The sequence below is a fragment of the Hymenobacter rigui genome (assembly GCF_003944715.1).
GTDB lineage: Bacteria > Bacteroidota > Bacteroidia > Cytophagales > Hymenobacteraceae > Hymenobacter > Hymenobacter rigui.
Genome location: NZ_RWIT01000001.1, coordinates 127997 through 147131, shown reverse-complemented (window position 1 = coordinate 147131; position 19135 = coordinate 127997). Strand labels below are relative to the sequence as shown.

General features: G+C 60.1%; 18 protein-coding genes. 13 read left to right on the top strand and 5 right to left on the bottom strand.

The window, feature by feature from the left end; translation table 11 throughout:
- Nucleotides 1–33: 33 nt before the first annotated feature.
- The 7 genes from EI291_RS00555 (at nucleotide 34) to EI291_RS00525 (ending at nucleotide 5949) form a co-directional block, all read left to right on the top strand.
- Nucleotides 34–492: a hypothetical protein gene (locus EI291_RS00555; protein ID WP_125417323.1), complete on the top strand. Its 459-nt coding sequence runs from the start codon at nucleotides 34–36 to the stop codon at nucleotides 490–492.
- Nucleotides 493–585: 93 nt separating this feature from the next.
- Entirely contained in the window at nucleotides 586–1851 is a 1266-nt protein-coding gene (gene rocD, locus EI291_RS00550; RefSeq protein WP_125418213.1) for an ornithine--oxo-acid transaminase, read from the top strand.
- A 207-nt stretch (nucleotides 1852–2058) separates the two neighbouring features.
- Nucleotides 2059–2277 carry a hypothetical protein gene (locus tag EI291_RS00545; RefSeq protein WP_125417322.1) on the top strand — a complete coding sequence of 73 codons (219 nt, stop codon included), beginning with the start codon at nucleotides 2059–2061 and terminating at the stop codon, nucleotides 2275–2277.
- A gap of 169 nt (nucleotides 2278–2446) precedes the next feature.
- Nucleotides 2447–2974 carry a hypothetical protein gene (locus tag EI291_RS00540; RefSeq protein WP_125417321.1) on the top strand — a complete coding sequence of 176 codons (528 nt, stop codon included), beginning with the start codon at nucleotides 2447–2449 and terminating at the stop codon, nucleotides 2972–2974.
- A gap of 99 nt (nucleotides 2975–3073) precedes the next feature.
- Nucleotides 3074–4066: a porphobilinogen synthase gene (hemB, locus tag EI291_RS00535; RefSeq protein WP_125417320.1), complete on the top strand. Its 993-nt coding sequence runs from the start codon at nucleotides 3074–3076 to the stop codon at nucleotides 4064–4066.
- Between the two features lie 106 nt (nucleotides 4067–4172).
- Nucleotides 4173–5357, top strand: a complete 1185-nt coding sequence (locus EI291_RS00530) for a transglutaminase domain-containing protein (protein ID WP_125417319.1) — start codon at nucleotides 4173–4175, stop codon at nucleotides 5355–5357.
- A gap of 79 nt (nucleotides 5358–5436) precedes the next feature.
- A complete protein-coding gene (locus tag EI291_RS00525; RefSeq protein WP_125417318.1) occupies nucleotides 5437–5949 on the top strand; it encodes a GNAT family N-acetyltransferase in 513 nt (170 codons plus the stop codon).
- A gap of 10 nt (nucleotides 5950–5959) precedes the next feature.
- Here the strand turns inward: EI291_RS00525 and EI291_RS00520 are convergent, their stop codons facing one another.
- Together EI291_RS00520 and EI291_RS00515 are read right to left on the bottom strand one after the other, a co-directional pair.
- Entirely contained in the window at nucleotides 5960–6661 is a 702-nt protein-coding gene (locus EI291_RS00520; RefSeq protein WP_125417317.1) for a phosphatase PAP2 family protein, read from the bottom strand.
- A gap of 76 nt (nucleotides 6662–6737) precedes the next feature.
- A complete protein-coding gene (locus EI291_RS00515) occupies nucleotides 6738–8168 on the bottom strand; it encodes an APC family permease (RefSeq protein WP_125417316.1) in 1431 nt (476 codons plus the stop codon).
- 129 nt (nucleotides 8169–8297) lie between these two features.
- On the opposite strand from EI291_RS00515, the gene EI291_RS00510 reads away from it, so the two are divergent.
- Genes EI291_RS00510 through EI291_RS00500 form a run of 3 tightly spaced genes read left to right on the top strand, consistent with a single transcriptional unit; the run spans nucleotide 8298 to nucleotide 11229 of the window.
- Nucleotides 8298–9257: a cation diffusion facilitator family transporter gene (locus EI291_RS00510; RefSeq protein ID WP_125417315.1), complete on the top strand. Its 960-nt coding sequence runs from the start codon at nucleotides 8298–8300 to the stop codon at nucleotides 9255–9257.
- 24 nt (nucleotides 9258–9281) lie between these two features.
- On the top strand, nucleotides 9282–10562 hold the full coding sequence (locus EI291_RS00505) for a glycoside hydrolase family 1 protein (protein ID WP_240635315.1): 1281 nt from the start codon (nucleotides 9282–9284) through the stop codon (nucleotides 10560–10562).
- A complete protein-coding gene (locus EI291_RS00500; protein WP_125417314.1) occupies nucleotides 10501–11229 on the top strand; it encodes a phospholipase D-like domain-containing protein in 729 nt (242 codons plus the stop codon). Before EI291_RS00505 ends, EI291_RS00500 begins: the two co-directional genes overlap by 62 nt.
- A gap of 69 nt (nucleotides 11230–11298) precedes the next feature.
- On the opposite strand, the gene EI291_RS22990 is transcribed toward EI291_RS00500, so the two are convergent.
- Nucleotides 11299–12873, bottom strand: a complete 1575-nt coding sequence (locus EI291_RS22990) for an RICIN domain-containing protein (protein ID WP_205701549.1) — start codon at nucleotides 12871–12873, stop codon at nucleotides 11299–11301.
- A 267-nt stretch (nucleotides 12874–13140) separates the two neighbouring features.
- On the opposite strand from EI291_RS22990, the gene EI291_RS00490 reads away from it, so the two are divergent.
- Entirely contained in the window at nucleotides 13141–13647 is a 507-nt protein-coding gene (locus EI291_RS00490) for a methylated-DNA--[protein]-cysteine S-methyltransferase (protein WP_125417312.1), read from the top strand.
- Between the two features lies 1 nt (nucleotide 13648).
- Here the strand turns inward: EI291_RS00490 and EI291_RS00485 are convergent, their stop codons facing one another.
- A complete protein-coding gene (locus tag EI291_RS00485; RefSeq protein WP_125417311.1) occupies nucleotides 13649–14542 on the bottom strand; it encodes an alpha/beta fold hydrolase in 894 nt (297 codons plus the stop codon).
- A gap of 165 nt (nucleotides 14543–14707) precedes the next feature.
- Here EI291_RS00485 and EI291_RS00480 point away from each other — a divergent pair, with 165 nt between their 5' ends.
- On the top strand, nucleotides 14708–15418 hold the full coding sequence (locus EI291_RS00480; RefSeq protein WP_125417310.1) for a tetratricopeptide repeat protein: 711 nt from the start codon (nucleotides 14708–14710) through the stop codon (nucleotides 15416–15418).
- Between the two features lie 77 nt (nucleotides 15419–15495).
- Nucleotides 15496–16266 (top strand): outer membrane protein, encoded by a 771-nt coding sequence (locus EI291_RS00475; RefSeq protein ID WP_125417309.1) that lies wholly within the window; start codon nucleotides 15496–15498, stop codon nucleotides 16264–16266.
- 103 nt (nucleotides 16267–16369) lie between these two features.
- On the opposite strand, the gene EI291_RS00470 is transcribed toward EI291_RS00475, so the two are convergent.
- Nucleotides 16370–18841 (bottom strand): M4 family metallopeptidase, encoded by a 2472-nt coding sequence (locus EI291_RS00470; protein ID WP_125417308.1) that lies wholly within the window; start codon nucleotides 18839–18841, stop codon nucleotides 16370–16372.
- Nucleotides 18842–19135 lie beyond the last annotated feature (294 nt).

Genomic DNA, 19135 nt, shown 5'->3' with positions numbered 1-19135 from the left:
CTTATCTTGCTCATCCTTTTTTCAGCTATTGATATGCGTGTTCTGCGGCCTCTTCTGTTTTTCCTGTGCTTCGGCCCACTGGGAGCAGCGGCTCAGCCCGAGCCGATTGGACCCTGGCAGCTCGTGCGCAAGGTAGCACAGGCTCCGGCTACTCTGCCAGCCCTGCCACTGAAAGAGGCACATCGCACCCTTGGTGGGGCCCGGCAGCAGTTTCGGCAGGGCTTGCCGGCCGGAGCGCAGCTGTATGTAGTGGCCCGGGCACTGAACGAGGCGGCCACCCCGGAACTGCTGGTAGTGCGGGTACTGGGCTGGCAGGGCCCGACCCTGAAAGGCCAGATCATGCGAACCGAAACCGCCGCACAATCTGCCCCCATTGAACTGCCGGAAAGTGCGGTGCAGGATTGGCTGCTTCTGTACACCACCGGGCGGGAAGAAGGCAATTACCTGGGCAAATACTGGGACCTGGAGGAGCGCCTGGCGGGGCAGGAATAGTCGGCACCGGCCGGCCCCTACTCTGGCAGCCTTGATCAACCGGCCGGGTTTTCCGTAGCTTTGAAAAAACCCCAACCCAATTCCATTTCGTTTATGTCGTCGTCGTCCCACCCCGCCGCTACCGACACCGCCACCGCCAGCCGCAGCCAGGAACTGATGGCCCTGGAGGACCACTACGGTGCCCACAACTACCACCCGCTGCCCGTGGTGCTGAGCCGGGGTGAAGGTGTGCACCTTTGGGATGTGGAGGGCAAGCGGTACTACGATTTTCTGTCGGCCTACTCGGCCGTGAACCAGGGCCACTGCCACCCCCGCATTATCGGGGCGCTGACGGAGCAGGCCCAGAAGCTGACGCTTACCTCCCGGGCGTTTTTCAACGACCAGCTGGGCTTGGCCGAGAAGCAGCTGTGCGAGCTGTTCAACTACGATAAGGCCCTGCTGATGAACTCCGGAGCCGAAGCCGTGGAAACGGCCCTCAAGCTGGCCCGCAAGTGGGGCTATCAGGAAAAAGGTATTGCTCCCAACCAGGCCCGCATCCTGGTGGCCGAACACAATTTTCACGGCCGCACCACCGGTATTATCTCCTTCAGCACCGACGGCGACTCCACCGGCGGCTTCGGGCCCTATATGCCCGGCTACCAGGTAGTGCCCTACGATGACCTGGCCGCGCTGGAAGAGGCTCTGCAGGACCCGCACGTGTGCGGTTTTCTGGTAGAACCCATTCAGGGCGAAGCGGGCGTGATGGTGCCTTCGGAAGGCTACTTGGCCAAAGCCGCCGCCCTGTGCAAAGCCCGCAACGTGCTCTTCATTGCCGATGAAATCCAGACCGGCCTGGGCCGCACTGGCGAGTTGCTGGCCGTGTGCTACGAGGGCGTGCACGCCGATATTCTGATTCTGGGCAAGGCCCTGAGCGGCGGTGTGCTGCCGGTATCGGCGGTGCTAGCCCGCAACGAAATCATGCTCACTATCCAGCCCGGGCAGCACGGCTCCACCTTCGGCGGCAACCCGCTGGCCTCGGTGGTACTGCGGGCTGCCCTGGACGTGCTGGTGGAGGAGCACCTGACGGCCAACGCCAAGGCGCTGGGTGAAGTATTCCGGGAGCGGATGCGCCGGGTGCAGCAGCAGCGCCCCGAGGTGGTGGAGCTGGTGCGCGGCAAAGGCCTGCTCAATGCCGTGGTCATCAAGCCCTCGGCTGATGGCCGCACCGCCTGGGACGTGTGCGTGACCCTGATGGAGCGCGGCCTGCTGGCAAAGCCCACCCACGGCGACATTATCCGGTTTGCGCCCCCGCTGGTTATCAACGAGGAGCAGCTGCACGAAGCCTGCGACATCATTGAGCAGGTAATCCGAGAGTTTTAAGCTGATTTCTGATCCATGGTGCCTGAACGGCCTGCCTCCGGGCAGGCCGTTTGTCGTTGCTATTCGCCTGTTCACCGAGCACACAGTTTCTCCACCGACGATTTTATTTCGCTGGCAGCCCAACCGGGGTGGTTGACCGAAGAAGCCGGCAGAGCGGGTAGCCGACGCCGTACCTTTGAGCCATTACCGCCTCAAATTCTACTGGTTATGCGTGCACTTCGGGTACTATTGTTCTGTGGTTTTACTGCTCTAATGGCCAGCTGCCAGACCACCCGGGCTGCCCTGGTTACCCGTACATTCGGGGCCGTTAATACCTTTCCCACTGACTCTGCCAGCACCATACTGCTGTTGCACGACTCGCAGGGCCCGCAGGCTACCCGCGTGACCATGACAGCTACCGAAGCAGCCTCGTTCCGGCAGCAATAATCCGGTTTCGAATACCCGTTTCTGCCAGCTTTTACCGCTCCCCTCTTTTTGCCGGTGCCGCCGCGCTTTCCCCGTTATGGGTGAGGCGCGGCGTTTTTTTATAGTCGAAAACACCGGAAGTACACTGCTCAAAGTTGATACGCCGGGCAGTTTGTCTCTACCTTGGAGCATGCAAACAATTACCCGAGTAGGCTGGGCGCTGGCCTTGCTGCTGCTCAGCAGCTGCCGTAGCCAGCAGGTTGCCTTTTCATTCCGGCCTGAGCCGACGGCTACTAGTGCTGTTGTTCCTGAACCAGCTACGCCACCACACCCGGCTTCTGTTACCGCTCCAAGTACTTTCTCCCGCTCTGCTTCAGCTCCGCCTAAAACCAAGTCCGAAGCGCCGGCCATAATTGCCAAGCCGGCAGAAAAAAGCCTTTTAGCAACCGGCAGACGGCTGCTTTCGGCTACACCACGCCGCCCCCAGGAAGCTACGGCTCTGGTGCGGCCCCAGGCCCCGTCGCGGCACGACACCCTGCATATTATTCTGGGTGCATTGCTTGTGGTAGGCGGAGTGGTGGCTGGTCTGGCCCTGGGTGGCTGGCTGGGCCTGGGCGTGGGAGCCGTGGTGGTGCTGCTGGGCTACTACTTTGTGGTGCTGGGCATTGGCGGCAAGCACGCCTGGCTGGAGATTTTTCAGGAGTTTTTCAATATGTAGCGTGGCAGAAAGCCGGCTGGCCCTGAGTTGAATCTGGTCCGGCTGCAACCTTACCTTTGCCTCGGCTGTTCTATCCCGTCTTACCAATCGAATTTAACGATGCCCAACGTACCCACGCACCGCCCGCGCCGCAACCGTAAATCACAGGTTATCCGCGACATGGTGCAGGAAACGCACCTCGCGACTCACGACTTCATCTACCCGATTTTCATTACCGAAGGCCAAAACCAGCAGATTGAAATTAAGTCGATGCCGGGAATTCACCGGTTTTCGGCCGACCGGGTTATCGATGAAATTGGCCGTTGCGTGGAGCTGGGCATCAAGAGCTTTGCGCCGTTTCCGCAGGTGAATGAGGCTTTGAAAGACCGGCTGGCCCGGGAATCGGCCAACATGGATGGTCTGTACCTGAAAACGGTGGCCGACATCAAGCGGCAGTTTCCGGACGTGGTGCTGATGACCGATGTGGCCATGGACCCCTATTCCTCCGACGGCCACGACGGCATTGTGGACGCCGAATCGGGCGAAATCCTAAACGATGCTTCCCTGGAAGTGCTGGGCCAGATGGCCCTGGCCCAGGCCCGCGCCGGGGCCGATATCATCGGTCCGTCGGACATGATGGACGGCCGCGTGGCCTGGATCCGGGACGTGCTGGACAGCAATGGATTTTCGGGCGTGAGCATCATGAGCTACACGGCCAAATACGCTTCCGCCTTCTACGGTCCCTTCCGCGACGCGCTGGACTCGGCCCCCAAGAAAGGCGACAAGAAAAGCTACCAGATGAACCCCGCCAACCGCCGGGAGGCCCTGCGCGAGCTGGCCCTCGATGAGCAGGAAGGTGCCGATATGGTGATGATTAAGCCCGCCCTGAGCTACCTCGACGTGATTCGGGAAGTGCGCGACAACACGCAGCTGCCCGTAACGGCCTACAACGTATCGGGGGAATATGCCATGGTGAAAGCCGCCGCCCAGCAGGGCTGGCTCGATGGCGAAAAGACCATGATGGAAGTACTCACCAGCATCAAGCGCGCCGGTGCAGACGCTATTCTGACCTACTTTGCCAAGGAAGCTGCCGAAGTGCTGCGGCGCGGCTAATGGCCTACTACAACAGGCACACAATGGGCAAATTCTGCGGAAATCTTCCGGGGAATTTGCCCATTTTTGTATCCTGGAATATTGGGGTTCAGGCATTTTCTATCCTATGCGCAGGCATTTTTATTTCTTCTTGCTGGTGGCGCTGCTACTCAGCAGCAGTGCACACCGGGCGCGGGCGCAGAAGCCGGTACCACGCCGCACTATTCCGCTCAACATGTACCAAAGCGTAGATGCCCGGATGCTGCAGGTGCCTGACTCAGTGACCCACACCGTGGGCGGACTGGCCCGCTTCATTACGGCCAATTTCTCCTCAGAAGCCGATAAGGCCCGGGCGGCCTTTGTGTGGGTGGCCCGCAACATCCGCTACGACGTGGAGAATATGTACGTCATTTCCTTCACCGAAGAACCTGTCCAGACCGTGCGCAAGGCCTTAGCGAAACGGACTGGCGTCTGCACGGATTACGCGGAGCTGTACAACGCCATAGTCAGCCAGGCCGGGCTGAAAAGCTACGTGGTAACCGGCTACACCAAGCAGCAAAGCGGCGCCCTAGCCCCTGTTGGGCATGCCTGGTGCGCTACCCGCATTGACGGCCAATGGACGCTGATGGACCCGACCTGGAGTGCCGGCTATGTGAGTGATGATACGTATGTGGCGCGCTTCACGGAAGAGTATTTCCGGGTGCCACCCAGCACGTTTATCCGCCGCCACATGCCTTATGACCCGCTGTGGCAGCTGTTGCCGACGCCCCTGACGCCCCGGCAGTTTCAGCAGAGCAGCACACCGGCTCCGGCGGCCCGGCCGTTCAGCGTGGCCGACTCGGTGGCGGCGTATGAGCGCCAGACGCCGGGCCAGCAGCGGCAGGCCAGCACCCGCCGCATTGAGCAAGCCGGCATCAGCAACGCCTTGTTGTTCAATTACCTGAGCCACATTTACATAGCCGCGTACAATGATGCGTCAAATGAGTTTAATGCTGGTATTGCCAAGCTGAACGACTTCATTGAGTATTATAACCATCAGTTTCTGCCGAAGAAAACCGACGAGGAGCTGCAGCAGCTGTTACCACCCATTGCGCAGCACTTTAAGCAGGCCCGGGCACTGCTGGCCGGAGTGCATATTCAGGACCAAAGTCAGCAGACCTCTGTGCGGCAATTCACGCAGATGATGCAGGAAGCCGACACCAAGCTGGGCAATTGCCAGGCATTCATGACCCGCTACCTGCAAACCCGCAAATTGCTGCGGCCTACGCTGTTTATGAACCTGAACGCAGGCCGTAACGAGTTGGCCCGCTAACTGAACCGGCGGTTTTCCAGTAATGCGAGTTGGCCGTTTACCTTTGGGTTTCAACTGTCCAACATTTTCCTGCCGCCCTATGCCTGCATCACTGCGCCCTGCCGCCCTTGCTGATGTACCAGCTATTCTGGCGCTGGTGCGCCGGGTGGTGCCCCTGATGCAGGCGGCCGGTAATTTTCAGTGGACCGCGGAGTATCCCAACGAGGAAGTGTTCCGGCGCGACGTGGAGCGGGGCCATTTATGGGTAGCGGAGTTGGACGGGCAGATTGCCGCCGTGGCTGCCCTCACCCACAATGACCAGGACCCCGAGTATGCCCAGGCTGATTGGGACGTGACGGAACCGGCTTTGGTAACGCACCGCTTGGCCGTGAGCCCGGCGGCGCAGGGCCGGGGGCTGGCGGCGTCCTTACTGGCCCAGGCGGAAGTACTCGCCCGGCAACAGGGCCTGCGGGTAGTGCGGGTGGATACCAATTCCGAAAACCAGGCAACCCAGCGGCTATTCCCAAAGCTGGGCTACCGCTACGCCGGCGAAATCACGCTGGCGTTCCGGCCGGGGCTACGCTTCTTCTGCTACGAGAAGTGGCTGGACTAGTAGCGGCTGCCTAGAACCGGGAAGCCAGGAAGCTCAGGAATTGCCGTACGCCGCCGAACATCTCGTCCAGCTGGTAACTCATCAAAAACAGCCCTACGTAAAATGGGCTGGGGTGCAGGTATTGCCAGTTCACAATGGGTGCGTAGAACCGACGACGCACGGCGGGCAGGTTGGCCGCCAGGGCCGTAGCTACGCCCACCACGGCTCCGGCCGCCAGATCGGTGGGGTAATGTAGCCCCAGATACAGGCGGGGCAGACAGATAAATACTACCACGTACACCAATGCCACTACGCCCAACGGCCGCGACAGGAAGAACAGCCCCGTAGCCAGCGCAAAAAACACGGTGGCATGGTCGCTGGGGAACGAGCTGGTATCGGCGGAGTCGGATAACAACTGCTCCTGTACTGGTATTAGGTGCAGTTCGGTATTGTGCAGCGGGCGGGGGCGCTCCGGGAAAATGTGTGTCAGGACGCGGGTAACGCCAATACCCAGCAGGCAGCCGGCCAATACTCCCAGCACTACCTGTCGGCACCGGTTGCCCGGACTGGTATTACCGCACTGAAACCACCGCCACCACAGGATGACAGTAAACACAGCCCCTTTGAATAGGCTGTTATAGCTCAGGAAGGCTACAAACTCATCGAAAGCAGCCGACTTATGCACCCAAGCATTAAGCCCTTCTAATATTTCTTGATCAATAGCAGGAACCATGGCGAAGGGAGTTTTAGCAGAATAGGACAAAACAATATATAAATTTTACTAATTAATAAAAATTTAATTCAGGCTTTTATGTAGTGTGATTTCGCTGAAAAGGCCAAACCTGCCGCTGTCGGCTCCAGAGTAGGAAAACGATGCTGCCCAAGGTCATCATCAGCAGGGCCGCCACTTGGAACGGCAGGAAAAAAGAGCCGCTCCCACCGAAGGGCCAGCTGATTTCAATACCCTCCTGAATGCTACTGAATACCCACAGCCATACTGCTACCACTACTACCACCGGCAATGGGTACAGCGGCATCCGGAACGGTAGCCCCGCCGTGCCCCGGCGGCGACGCAGCAGCACTACCCCAATTGCCTGGCCCACAAACTGCACCAGAATGCGCATGGCCAGAATGGCACTGATAACCTCCCCCAGCTTAAACAGCAGGCTAAACACAAAACCCACACCGCCCAGCAGCAGCAACGACACGTGCGGAAAGTGTTTGGTAGGGTGGGTGCGGGCGAATACCGGCAGAAACTCACCATCGGCGGCGGCAGCGTACGGGATGCGGGAGTAGCCCAGCAGCACCGCAAACAGTGAGGCAAACGCCACCCACAGCACCAGCGCCGTGGCGGCTTTAGCGGCGGTGGCTCCATACAACCGCTCCACGAAGGTGCTCACAATAAACTCGGACTGCCCGGCTTCCTGCCACGGAATAACTGAGCCCACGCTCCAGTTCAGCAGCAGGTACAGGGCCATAATACCCAGAATGCTCAGGAAGATGCTGCGCGGAATCAGCTTGTGGGGCTCCTGCACCTCCCCACCCAGGTGGCACACGTTGTAGTAGCCGAGGTAGCTGTAAATGGTTTTGACGGTGGCCTGACCCATAGCAGCCGACAACAGAACCCCGGGCAGTGCCCCCACGCCCCCCGTTGGCAGCCATTGCACCGGCTGAGTAGCGTGCATGAGTCCCCCAAAAATCAGCCAGCCCATGAGGCCCAGCACGCCCACGCACAGCAGCACGCCCAGCCGGCCCACCTCCTCAATGCGGCGGTAGAGCAGCGCAATGAGCAGCAGCACCACCACGCCCGAAACCAGCTTGGGCTGCCACCACTCGGTGAGGGGTACCAGGTACCCAAAATACTGCGCAAACCCGATGGCCCCGGAAGCCACTACCAGCGGAGCCTGCACCAGGGTTTGCCACACATACAGAAACGACATCAGCCGGCCCCAGGTATGCTCGCCGTAGGCCAGCTTCAGGAAGCGGTAGGAGCCGCCGGCTTCGGGGTAGGCCGCGCCCAGCTCGCTCCAGATCAGTCCATCTACCAGGCTCAGGGCCGCGCCCACTACCCAGGCCAGCAGAAAGTTGGGCCCCATAAACCCCATTACCAGCGGCAGCGTCACGAAGGGCCCGATACCCACCATGTCAATCATGTTGAGGGCCGTGGCCTGCACCAGCCCCAGGCGGCGACGGAGCGGGGCAGTGGTTTCGGGGGAGGCAGGGGGAGTAGCGTGGGGCATAGAGGCAGAGGTTTGGAGTTGTGAAAGCCACGGGCGCGGCAATTGTTCAGCGCGGGGCCGGCCCGGCCCCGCGCTGCCGCCAACCCCAGCCGGCCGTGGCGCGTACCAGTAGCTCATTTAACGCAGCGCATGGCCGGTACTTCTTCTTCCAAAATTGCCATTTACGGGGCCATCGGGGCTAACGTCGCCATTGCCATCAGCAAGTTTGTCGCGGCTTTTTTCACGGGTAGCTCGGCCATGCTGTCGGAGGGTATTCACTCATTGGTGGACAGCGGCAACGGCCTGCTCATCCTCTACGGCGTGCGGCAGTCGGAGAAGCCCGCCGATGCCCGCCACCCCTTCGGGCGCAGTAAGGAACTGTATTTCTGGTCCTTGATTGTAGCTATTCTGGTGTTTTCCGTGGGCGGCGGCATGTCGTTTTACGAAGGCGTGGAGCACCTCAAGCACCCCGCCCCCATCACCGACCCCACCTGGAACTACGTGGTGCTGGGGCTGTCCATGGTGTTTGAGGGTATTTCCTGCTTCCTGGCCCTGCGGGAGTTCAACAAAACCCGCGGCGACGCCGGGTTCTGGACCACGCTGGGCCGCAGCAAGGACCCCTCCATTTTCGCCATTCTGATGGAGGACATGGCCGCCCTCACCGGGCTGGTTATTGCCCTGGCCGGGGTATTTTTCGGGCACCTGCTCAACAATCCGCTGTTCGATGGGGCCGCCTCCATCTGCATCGGGCTGCTGCTGGTATCAGTAGCCATCTTCCTGATTTATAAAACCAAAGGACTGCTGGTGGGCGAAGGTGTAGACGACGAAACCCTCGACAGCCTGGAGGCCCTGACCCACGCCCAGTCCGGGGTGGAAGAAGTGCGCCGCCCTCTCACCATGTACATGGGTCCCCACGATGTGGTGCTGGCCCTGGACGTGGAGTTTCATGACCATCTTTCGGCCAATGAGGTGGAGGAAGCCGTGGACCGCCTGCAGGATGCCATCCGGGCCAAGCACCCCGAGTTCAAACGTATTTTCGTGGAGGCCAAGGGCCTGACGGGCAAAAACCGCCACCCTTCCGTTACCGATTTCCCTTCGCCCCAGATCTAGCCTTCGCCCTCTACTACCTACGCTATGCAAAACGACCTTTTGGCTGATTCACCGTTCCGGTCTTTCTGGATGGCGGGGTTTGAATGCACCGACCAGCAAAATGCCTTCGGGCACCGCGTTGATTTTCTGACCCTGACCGGCCACCTGCAACTGCTGGACGAAGATTATACGGCCATCCGAACCATGAACCTGCACACCGTGCGCGAGGGTATCCGGTGGAGCCAGGTGGAGAAAACGCCGTACAATTATGACTGGAGCACCGTGCTGACACTGCTGCAGGCCGGCCGCCGCCACGGTGTGCAGCAGGTATGGGACTTGTGCCACTTCGGCTACCCCGACGACCTGACGCCCCTGCACCCGCTGTTTGCGCGCCGGTTTGCGCACTTGTGCCGGGCTTTCGTGGCATTTTACCGGGAGCATTGCCCCGAGGAAACGCTCATCGTAACACCCATCAACGAGGTGAGCTTCATGAGCTGGCTCGGCGGTGATGTGCGCGGCACCTCGCCCTACTGCGTGGGCCAGGGCTGGGAGGTGAAGCGGGGGCTGATGCGGGCTTACATTGAAGGCGTGGCCGCTCTGCGCGAAGCCGACCCCACCATCCGTATCCTCACCACCGAGCCACTGATTCACATTGTGCCACGGCTGGGCGCTACTCCGACTGAGCTGCGCCGGGTGCGGGAGTTCGACCTCAACCAGTTTCAGAGTGTGGATATGCTGGCCGGCCGGCTTTGCCCCGAGCTGGGCGGCCGCCCCGAGTACCTGGATTTGCTGGGCTTCAACTATTACTACGATAACCAGTGGCAGCACGAGCCCCGCCAGACCCTGGGCTGGGCCAACGAGCTGCACGACCCGCGCTTCTGGCCGCTGAGTGCGCTGCTGGAGCGGGCCCACCGCCGGTACAACCGCCCCGTGGTGCTCACCGAAACCAGCCATCCTGGCCACGACCGGGCCCCCTGGCTGCGCATGATTGCCCACGAAGCTGCCAGAACGCTGGAGGCTGGCGTACCGCTGCTGGGCGTGTGCCTCTACCCCATCATCGACCGGCCCGACTGGGACCACCTCACGCCCTGGCACCACGCCGGCCTCTGGGATGCCGATACCGCCCACCCCACGCCCGGCCTTACCCGGGTGCTGCATGAGCCTTCCGCGGAGGCCCTGCGGCAGGCTCAGGAACATGTGGCAGATGCCCTTCTGCAGCCAGCAGAATTGCTACTTCCTACTTCCTACTTTCTAACTCCCTGTCATGTCCTCTCCTTCCGAGGCAGATCTGCTCCGGCAGTTTCGCCAGGCTTTCGCCGACGTTAACTTATCCCCCACCGAAGCCCGCCAGCTCCGCGACCAGCTCACCGCATTTCAGCAGCAGCACGGCAACGTGGAGCACCTGCGCCACCAGCTGTTTGAGCTGGCTAAGGAGCGGTTCAACACGTTCAAGGATAAAGCGGTGATTGAGTGGCTGGAGGCGGCCAGTGCCTTATTACCTCCCCCGGCCGCCGCACCTCCGAAGACCCCGGCGGGAGCCCGCACAGGCAGCGCCCAGGTGTATTTCAGCCCCAACGATGAGTGCGTGGCCGCCATCCGCCAGTTTCTCATTGGGGCGCAGCACACCCTGGATTTGTGCGTGTTCACCGTGGCCGATGACCGCCTGACCGATGCTATTCTGATTGCTCACCAGCGCGGGGTGCGGGTGCGCCTGCTCACTGACGATGAAAAGCTATTTGACCGGGGCTCGGACGTCCGGCAGTTGCGGGAGGCCGGCGTGCCCGTGCGCACCGACCAATCCACGAACCATATGCACCATAAGTTTGCCGTGGCCGATAACCGGGCTGTACTGACCGGCAGCTACAACTGGACCCGCTCCGCCGCCGAGTTCAACCTCGAAAACTTCCTGATATCAGCTGACCCATTCATCGTGGACCAGTACGCCGCCGAGTTTTCCCGGCTCTGGAACCACCTGCCGGAATTCAAGGGCTAGCTATGGCGCTAAAAGAACGAGTCCCCCGAGGCTGCGCTTCGGGGGACTCGTTCTTTTAGCGCCGGACCGTTACTTGCCGGTGGTAGCGCCTACCTCAGGCGCATCGGCGGTGGGCCGACGAATGGAAATCAGCTGACGGGTGTTGGTGATGCCTACCGTGAGGCTGAGGTAGTAGTCGCCGGCGGGCAATCCGGTGAAGTCCAGCGTCTGATGATGGGCTCCGGCGGCCTGCTTGCGGTAATCGGATACGCGCACGGCGGCCCCATTCTGGTTGTACAGCACCCAGCCCAGCGGCCGGGCTTCGCTGAGGCTGTACGACATCTGCAACACCCCGTTGGAAGGGTTAGGGTACACGCTCATGTTATTGGCTCCTACTCCCGGCGTAGCCGGCGCGCCGGCCAGAATGGGCTGCTCGGCGGGCTTCACCGGTACCAGTTTCCACTGCTGGTTGGTGGCGGCGCTGTACTTCAGCTGCTGCAGGCCACCCTGCAGCGTGTCGCCGTAGGTAAGCACTTTCTTGCGTACGTGGTGTGGGGTCAGCTTGTAATATCCCTCGCCCACATCGTCAATCTTCCAGCGTTGGTTGTAGCCGCTGTAGTACGTCCAGACGCTGAGCGGGGCCCCGTTGGAGGTGGAGCTGCCCAGTACCTCCAGCACCTTATTGCTGCCCGGCGACACCAGCCGATACAGGCCTTCACCGGCCGGCTCAATGCGCCACTGCGCGTCTTCCTTTACGCCGGCGGCGGCGGCAGCCATCTGCTCAGCACGGGTAGCCGGCCGGCCCTGGTCTACTTTCAGCGGCCGCCCCGTGGAGCGCACCGTGAGCATATACAATCCCGAAAGGTCGGCGGGGGGGGTGGCCTCGGCTACTTCCTTTACGGGCTTGGGTGGCTTTACGGGTTTGGGAGCCTTTTCAGCCGGAGCTGCTTTGGCCACCTTGGCCGGAGCCGCTGGTTTAGGAGCAGGCTTGGCCGGGGCCGCAGCGGGTTTGGCAGCCGGAGCAGGCTTGGCATTGGCTACCGGTTTAGCGGCGGCTGGCTTGGCAGCGGCAGTTGGCGTGGGCACGGCTTTGGGCTTGGCCACCGGCGGCGGACCAGCCGGGTCGGGCGTCATAGGGGAGCCCAGCGGGTACAGGTTGCCCGAGGGAATCAACTGCGGTGCCTGACCGGGGGCCACCCACTGCAGCTGAATGCCGGCGTTGCCATCGGCATCATTGTATTCTAACTTGATGGTCGTCTTTTCGCCGGCGGCCAGGGTTACGGTAGCATCGTCGAGGCTGCTTTGTTTTTTACCGTCCCAGGTATCCAGCACTTTCTTGCCGTTTACCCACAGGCGCACCTCATCCGAAGTTACCGCCACGAAGCGGTAGCGGCCGGTGGTAGGTGCCGCCAGCAGGCCTTCCCAGCGCACCGAAAAGTTATCGGCGGGCAGTTCGGGGGCCGGGGCGGCGGCTCCCCATTTAAAGTCAATTACCGCATCCTGCCGCTTCAGCACCGGAGCGCCGGCCAATGAGCCATTGTTGAAATACGAAGCCGTGAGGCCTGTGCCCCAGCCTTGTACCGGCAGGCTGCGGGTTTCTGCTGGCAGAGGCCCTACCGGGAAAGCCGCAGCCTCCTGTAATCCGCTGGTTAAACTCAGGCCCAAAGCAGAGCAAAAAAGTAAATACCGCACAGTGAAGAAGGCGTTGAATGAGGAGAACTACGGCCCCGCAGGGCACATGAAACCGCACAAAAAAGTAGGAACAGATTTATATTTTTCCGGTTCCAGCCTGACTAATATACGCCTTTTTTCAGCGCTACCGATACCGTGGAGTTCGTAACGGGTACTCACACAGTCCATAAAAGGCGAATAGAAGCATATTTCGCTATATTCATTATTTTTGGACTTCTCCACGTAGCTCCTCCGCCACCCATGTCCGAAGCCACCGCCGTTTTGCCTTCTCCCCTGGGTGCTCTGGAGCTACGCGGCACCGATGCCGGCCTCCGCAGTGTGCAGTTTATGCAGGAGCCTCGGGTAGCGGGTCTGCATTCGTCGGGCACGCCCCAGACCCAGGTAGCAGATTGCCTGCGCGAGGCTTGGCTGCAGCTGCAGGCATACTTTGGGCGGGAACTCCAGGAGTTTTCTCTACCCACCGATATTATCACAGGCACCGGATTTCAGCAGTTGGTGTGGGCGGCTCTACCGCTGGTAGCGTATGGCCGCACAGCTTCCTACCTGGATATTGCCCGGCAGCTGGGCAGCCCCGGCGCGGTACGGGCCGTGGGAGCCGCCAACGGCCAGAATCCACTGGCTATTATCTGGCCTTGCCACCGCATCATCGGAGCCAACGGGCAGCTGACGGGTTATGCTGGAGGACTTTCGCGCAAACGGTGGCTGCTGGATTTCGAGCGGCCCAGCATACAAACCAGCCTGTTCTGAATCAGTGCCCGCCGGATGTGGCCCCCACGAAGGGCAACAGCTGCTGATAGATGATGTTGTGTTGCCAGTATAGCTGCAGGACCATCGGAATGTGCGTTTTACCGGGCAGTACGGTGTAGCGGGGCGAGTGGCCCAATGCGCTCAGACGCTGCTGAAATCGCCGGCTACTGCTACTGATGGACGGGTACGTTTCGCCGCCCGTCAGCAACAGCACGGGCGGGGTATGCTCGGTGAGCTGATACAGAGCCGAAACCTGTTTCCACACGGCCGGGTCGTGGCCGAACGGCACCAGATACTGGTCGTCGTGGGGATATTCCATCTTGCGCAGGTACTCATACATGTCCAGCCCGGCCGGGTCATCGAGCACAGCACCCCGCACCGGGTTTTGAGTCAGCCCCCACCGCCGGAACAAGGTATCATCGGCCGCAAGCAGCGCCGCCAGTCCGCCCCCCGCCGAGTGACCCATCACAAAAATCCGCTGCGGGTCGCCGCCGTAAGCTGCAATGTGGGCGGCCGTCCAGATGACGGCCCGGGTGCAGTCGTCGGCCATTTGCGGCACGTGCACCTGCGGGGCCAATCGGTAGTTGATGACAACGGCTACCACCCCCTGCTTTGCCAGGCGCCGGCCAATAAAGGAGTAGAAGTTTTTATTGCCACTATTCCAGCTCCCGCCGTGAATGAACACTACCACCGGATACGGGGTGGCAGTTTTTCGTTTGGGAGCATACACATCCAGTTGGTGGCCGCGGGCCTGGAAGGCCGTATCGGAGGCTGGCACGTAGGCAATATCGGCGGTGCGGCGGCTGGGCCGCGCTACGGCATACTCGCCGGCCGCTACCAGCAACACGCATACAATAGGTAAGGCGAGCAACCCCCGCAACAGCCAAAAACGCATAGAACTGGAAATATCTGCTGAAAAGACGACGTACGGCCGCCGGTACCTACCGGATTGCGGGCCGAAACCACTGCAACGGGCGCCCGTCGTGCAGGTTGTATGGCCTTCTTATCTTTGATGACTGGCCTGCTGCCAATTTTTGCCTCCTTTGTTCGTTACACGTTCATGAAATCTTCTTTTCTGCTTGCCGCAGCATTTGCCCTCTGGGCAGCAGCTCCCGTTCAGGCTCAGCGCAAGACCAAGTCTTCAACCGAGACTACTTCGGTAGCGGCACAGCGGCTGCAGCCTTTATTTGGTGGCCTCACACCCGCGCAGGCGGAACAGGCCCTGGGTACACCTTTCATTACTAAACTGGCCGGCAGCTTTGCCTCGCGCGCCGAAGCCAGCCGCTTTTTCAGCACCAAAGGCTACGAGTACCTGGCCGAAAACCAGGTGGATACCGCTGCCTACCGCTTTAATCTGGCCTGGGTCCTCGACCCCAACAATGCCGATGCCTTCCATGGTCTGGGCATTGTGGCCAGTGAAAAAGCGCCGGAGCAATCGATCAGCCTTCTTACGCGGGGGGTGGCCCTGGCTCCTACCAACTCATACCTGCTCAGCGACCTGGGCGCCAGCTACCTGATCCGGTATCAGCAATCCAAGAAGAAAAAGGACCTGACTACCGGCACCGAACTGCTGGAAAAAGCAACTACCCAGGATGCTGCCAACGCTACGGCCTGGCAGCAGCTGGCCCGCGCCTACTTCTACCAGGAGAAATACCCGCAGGCCTGGGAAGCCATTCACAAGGGGCAGAATATCAGCCTCACTTCCATGGATTTCGACCTGGTGGCTGATCTGAAAGAGAAGCTGCCGGATCCGGCAGGCACCATCAAGTAGTACGGGCCTGGCTACCAGGCAACACCCCAGGGCATGGCCCCGTATGCCGGGGCTTCATCACCTATTGATTTTACTGCGTGACTTTCCGTTCTCTTCTGCCCGCCTTTTTGCTCGTTTCGGTAGCCGCTCACCACGCCTGTGCCCAAGGTACCGGCCCGGAGCGTCGGCGCCGACACTACGATAACCAGGCGCGGGCCTACTACCGAGGGCCGGTGCGCTTTACCCTGGGCGGCGGCGTGGGCTACTACAACGGCGACCTCACCAGCAGCCTGGGCGACCAATTCATCGGGCCCAGCTTTACGGGAGGCCTGCAGTATCAGCTGCATCCGCACTGGCAGCTGGGCGGCGAGGTGTCTTACATCAGGTTGGGGGCCAAAGACTACCTGCCGGAACGGAGCCTGGCATTTCAGGGAAATAATGTGGCGTGCATTGCATTCATGCGCTGGGAGCCGCTGCACGATGAAGGAGCCTACGCAGCCCCCCGCAAGCCGGCGTCCATCATCAAGCCCTATCTGAAAGTGGGCGCGGGCTGGCTGCTGTACAGCCCCAAAGCCTTCCGGGGCACCGAGCGGCCCAGCGGTAACTATACGCCCAGTTACTTATCATCAGAACGCAACGACTACCCGGCTCTGGCGCTTACGCTGCCGGTGGGCGTGGGCTTCACGGTCCGGCTTACGCCTAAGCTGGGGGCTTCGCTGGAAGGTTCCTACTCCTTCACCACTACCGACCAGCTGGATGACATCAGTACGTCGATGGCGGCGCCAGATTCTCCCAGATCCAGTTCTTCTCTGAATGATGGCTACGGCCAGTTGGAGCTGAAGCTGGAGTATTCCCCCTGGGGCCGTTAACACCGAAATGAGTAGTTGAGCACACTGCTTTTCCAGAATGATGACCAACAAAAAAGGGCTGCCAGCTGGCAGCCCTTTTTTATTGAGGGGAGATACGCGGGGACTATTCTTTCACGAACTTCTCGTGGAAGGTTTTCTGTCCGTCGCTAACCGTCAGCAGGTAGATGCCTTTGGCCAGACCGGCTACGTTCAGCTGACCGCCTTCGAAGCGGGCACCAGCTACGCGGGCACCGCGCAGGTCGGTTACCGTTGCCGAAACCACCTCAGCTTTGCTGGCCAGGGCAATGTTCAGCACATCGGAAGCCGGGTTCGGGAACAGGCTTACTGCCTTCTCAACCGAGTTGCTCAGCGAGCTGCCGGCAATGGTAGCTACACCCTGCGGAGCGAAGGCACCGCCTGTAATGTTCACCGTGTAATCTTCGGTTTCGCCGTAGCTGTAGCTGCCGCAGCTGGTGGTAGCCGAAGCGTCGCTCATAATCACCCGCAGACGGGTAGCACCCGATTTGGCCGTGGTGGGAACCGTGAAGGTGCCCGACAGCGTGCCAGTGCTGGCCGAAGAGCCCGACACTACCAATTCGCCGGCATCCGTGAACACGCCGTTCTGGTTGTAGTCGATATATACTTTCCAGTACTCAGTGTAAGCCGTAGAGGCGAAGCCAGCGGAGAAGCTGATGGTCTGCGAAGAGCCAGCGGTTACCGAAGTAGACGAAGCGGTACCGTTGTAGTAACCGGCATCCGACGACGAAGTACGGGCAATGGTGCCCAGTTTCACGTAGTCAATCCACTCGTAAGCCACGCTGGTGCCTTTGCTGGCGCAGTACGAAACCGTACCGCCGCCGCCGGTTCCGCCACCCGAGGCAGCGCCCACGCCTACTGCGTACCAAGCGTTGGTAACAGCCGTTACCTGGGTAGAACTAGCGCCGTACAGGTCCGTAGCAGCCGAAATGGCGGCCGTGCGGGCGTTGGCATAGGTCGAAGAAGCCGTCAGGTATACGCTTTCAGCGCGGAAGGCAATTTTGGCGGCGGCATCAATGCCCACACCAGTTACCGAGAAGGCATTGCCCAGGTCGTTGGTGCCCGAGCCACCCTGGCTCAGCAGGTAGAACCAGTAGTTGAGTACGCCCGAGTTGGTGTGCACCCCGCCCTGGTCGTTGGCATTGCTGGGGGATGAAGTGGTCGGTTTCCAGTAGGTTCCTTTGTAGGTGTCGGGCTGGCCGTATTGGTTGGGGTTGCTCATGGAGCGCAGGGCACCACCTGCCTTCATTACTTCTTCCCCTATCAGCCAGGTGCTTTTGCCCGTGAGGCCGTAAGCGGATACGGCGCGGGCTTCCACGCAGGCACCCCAGATGTCGGAGAAGCCCTCGTTCATAGCTCCCGACTCGTTGGCGTAGGTCAGGTTAGCGGTTTTTTCGCAGACGGCATGGCCGATTTCGTGGCCGCACACATCCATAGCCGTCAGAGGCTTAAAGGTGCTGGCACCATCGCCATAAGTCATTACGGAGCCGTTCCAGTAGGCATTTTCGAAGCCCACTCCATCACCGGGGGTGTCGTCGAAGTGTACGTAGCTCTTGATTTTTGCACCGGCGTTATCATAGGAGTTACGACCGTGCACCAGCTTCCAGTAATCGTAGGTAGCCTGGGCCCCGAAATGGGCGTCGCCGGCTACGTTATCGAAGTTGGCGTTGTTGTACTCAGCCGCCGTCCAGTTGTTGTCGGCGTCTACGAAATCAACAGCGGCCGTGTAGCTGCTGCCCTTTCTGGCGTTATAGGTTTCGATGCCCAGGCCGCGGGTAGTTTCGCGCAGGTAATAGCCGTTGGTAGTGGTGCTGTTGGCCAGTTGCTGGGTGCCGCTGTACGCAGTAGCAAACGTAGCCGTAGCAGCTGCGTGCTTGATGATGTTATCCTGCAGAACCACCTCGCCCGAATGCGCATCTACGTACACATAGGCGCGGCTTAGCGGTGCCTGAGCGTAGATATTGAATTTCCAGGCCAGCGTGGGCTTGCTGGCTTTCAGCGGGTTCTGGCTGCGCTGGTTGCGCACAATCACCAGTTCGCCTTGGGGTTTGTAGGTAGCGTTAGGGTTGTTTTCCAACTGCTTCAGGCCGGCTTCCTCGCGGGCATCCTGCCACATGTAGCGCTTGGCACCCACAAACGAAAGGGCCCGCTCCAGCGCAGCCGAGGCATCCAGGGAAGGCGTGGTATTGAGGCCGCGCACGGCTTCAAACTGGCCGCTGATGCTTTCCACACGGCCCTGGCGGGCGTGCACCGAGTAAGTGGCGTGCTCTACCTTGATGCCTTTGTAGTACTGCTGGTATTTCTCGTGCACGAAGCCCAGCTGGTCAGCTTCTGCTTTGGCCTGCACCATCTGGTCGTCCTGGGTGAGCTGCAGCTGCTCGCGCAGAACTGCCTGGGCATTGCTGAGCTGGGCTTCAGTTCCCGTACGGAACTGGACCATGTACGGCGTGCCATTGTCATTCAGCTCTTTCGCCTGCACGCGAGAGTAGTCCTGCGCCAGGGCCGACGACGTTACGCCACCGAGCAGCAACAGCGTTGCCGCAGAGTATTTGTTGATCATACAATGTGTTTGGTTGTGGGGAGTGAAATTGAATTGCTCTGATACCGGGCTTCATTCCGAAAGCAGAGTACTTACATCGGCTAAATTAATGATATTTTAATCACAGGCTTTATTCATTGATAAAATCATTATAAAAAACTCATTTATCAATTAATTTCATTTTACAATCCACTATATCTATCGAAATATTAATAATCCTTATTTCACACGGATTAAGAAGTTTACGGGTTTATTGCACCTAGTCTGGCAAACAGCGTACTCGGTAGCTAAGCCAAAATTTTAAACATTTCAAGA

Bases quoted from the DNA above. Each gene is read 5' to 3' on its own strand.
- EI291_RS00555 (WP_125417323.1), top strand. From the start codon at position 34: ATGCGTGTTCTGCGGCCTCTTCTGTTTTTCCTGTGCTTCGGCCCACTG.
- rocD (WP_125418213.1), top strand. From the start codon at position 586: ATGTCGTCGTCGTCCCACCCCGCCGCTACCGACACCGCCACCGCCAGC.
- EI291_RS00545 (WP_125417322.1), top strand. From the start codon at position 2,059: ATGCGTGCACTTCGGGTACTATTGTTCTGTGGTTTTACTGCTCTAATG.
- EI291_RS00540 (WP_125417321.1), top strand. From the start codon at position 2,447: ATGCAAACAATTACCCGAGTAGGCTGGGCGCTGGCCTTGCTGCTGCTC.
- hemB (WP_125417320.1), top strand. From the start codon at position 3,074: ATGCCCAACGTACCCACGCACCGCCCGCGCCGCAACCGTAAATCACAG.
- EI291_RS00530 (WP_125417319.1), top strand. From the start codon at position 4,173: ATGCGCAGGCATTTTTATTTCTTCTTGCTGGTGGCGCTGCTACTCAGC.
- EI291_RS00525 (WP_125417318.1), top strand. From the start codon at position 5,437: ATGCCTGCATCACTGCGCCCTGCCGCCCTTGCTGATGTACCAGCTATT.
- EI291_RS00520 (WP_125417317.1), bottom strand. From the start codon at position 6,661: ATGGTTCCTGCTATTGATCAAGAAATATTAGAAGGGCTTAATGCTTGG.
- EI291_RS00515 (WP_125417316.1), bottom strand. From the start codon at position 8,168: ATGCCCCACGCTACTCCCCCTGCCTCCCCCGAAACCACTGCCCCGCTC.
- EI291_RS00510 (WP_125417315.1), top strand. From the start codon at position 8,298: ATGGCCGGTACTTCTTCTTCCAAAATTGCCATTTACGGGGCCATCGGG.
- EI291_RS00505 (WP_240635315.1), top strand. From the start codon at position 9,282: ATGCAAAACGACCTTTTGGCTGATTCACCGTTCCGGTCTTTCTGGATG.
- EI291_RS00500 (WP_125417314.1), top strand. From the start codon at position 10,501: ATGTCCTCTCCTTCCGAGGCAGATCTGCTCCGGCAGTTTCGCCAGGCT.
- EI291_RS00490 (WP_125417312.1), top strand. From the start codon at position 13,141: ATGTCCGAAGCCACCGCCGTTTTGCCTTCTCCCCTGGGTGCTCTGGAG.
- EI291_RS00485 (WP_125417311.1), bottom strand. From the start codon at position 14,542: ATGCGTTTTTGGCTGTTGCGGGGGTTGCTCGCCTTACCTATTGTATGC.
- EI291_RS00480 (WP_125417310.1), top strand. From the start codon at position 14,708: ATGAAATCTTCTTTTCTGCTTGCCGCAGCATTTGCCCTCTGGGCAGCA.
- EI291_RS00470 (WP_125417308.1), bottom strand. From the start codon at position 18,841: ATGATCAACAAATACTCTGCGGCAACGCTGTTGCTGCTCGGTGGCGTA.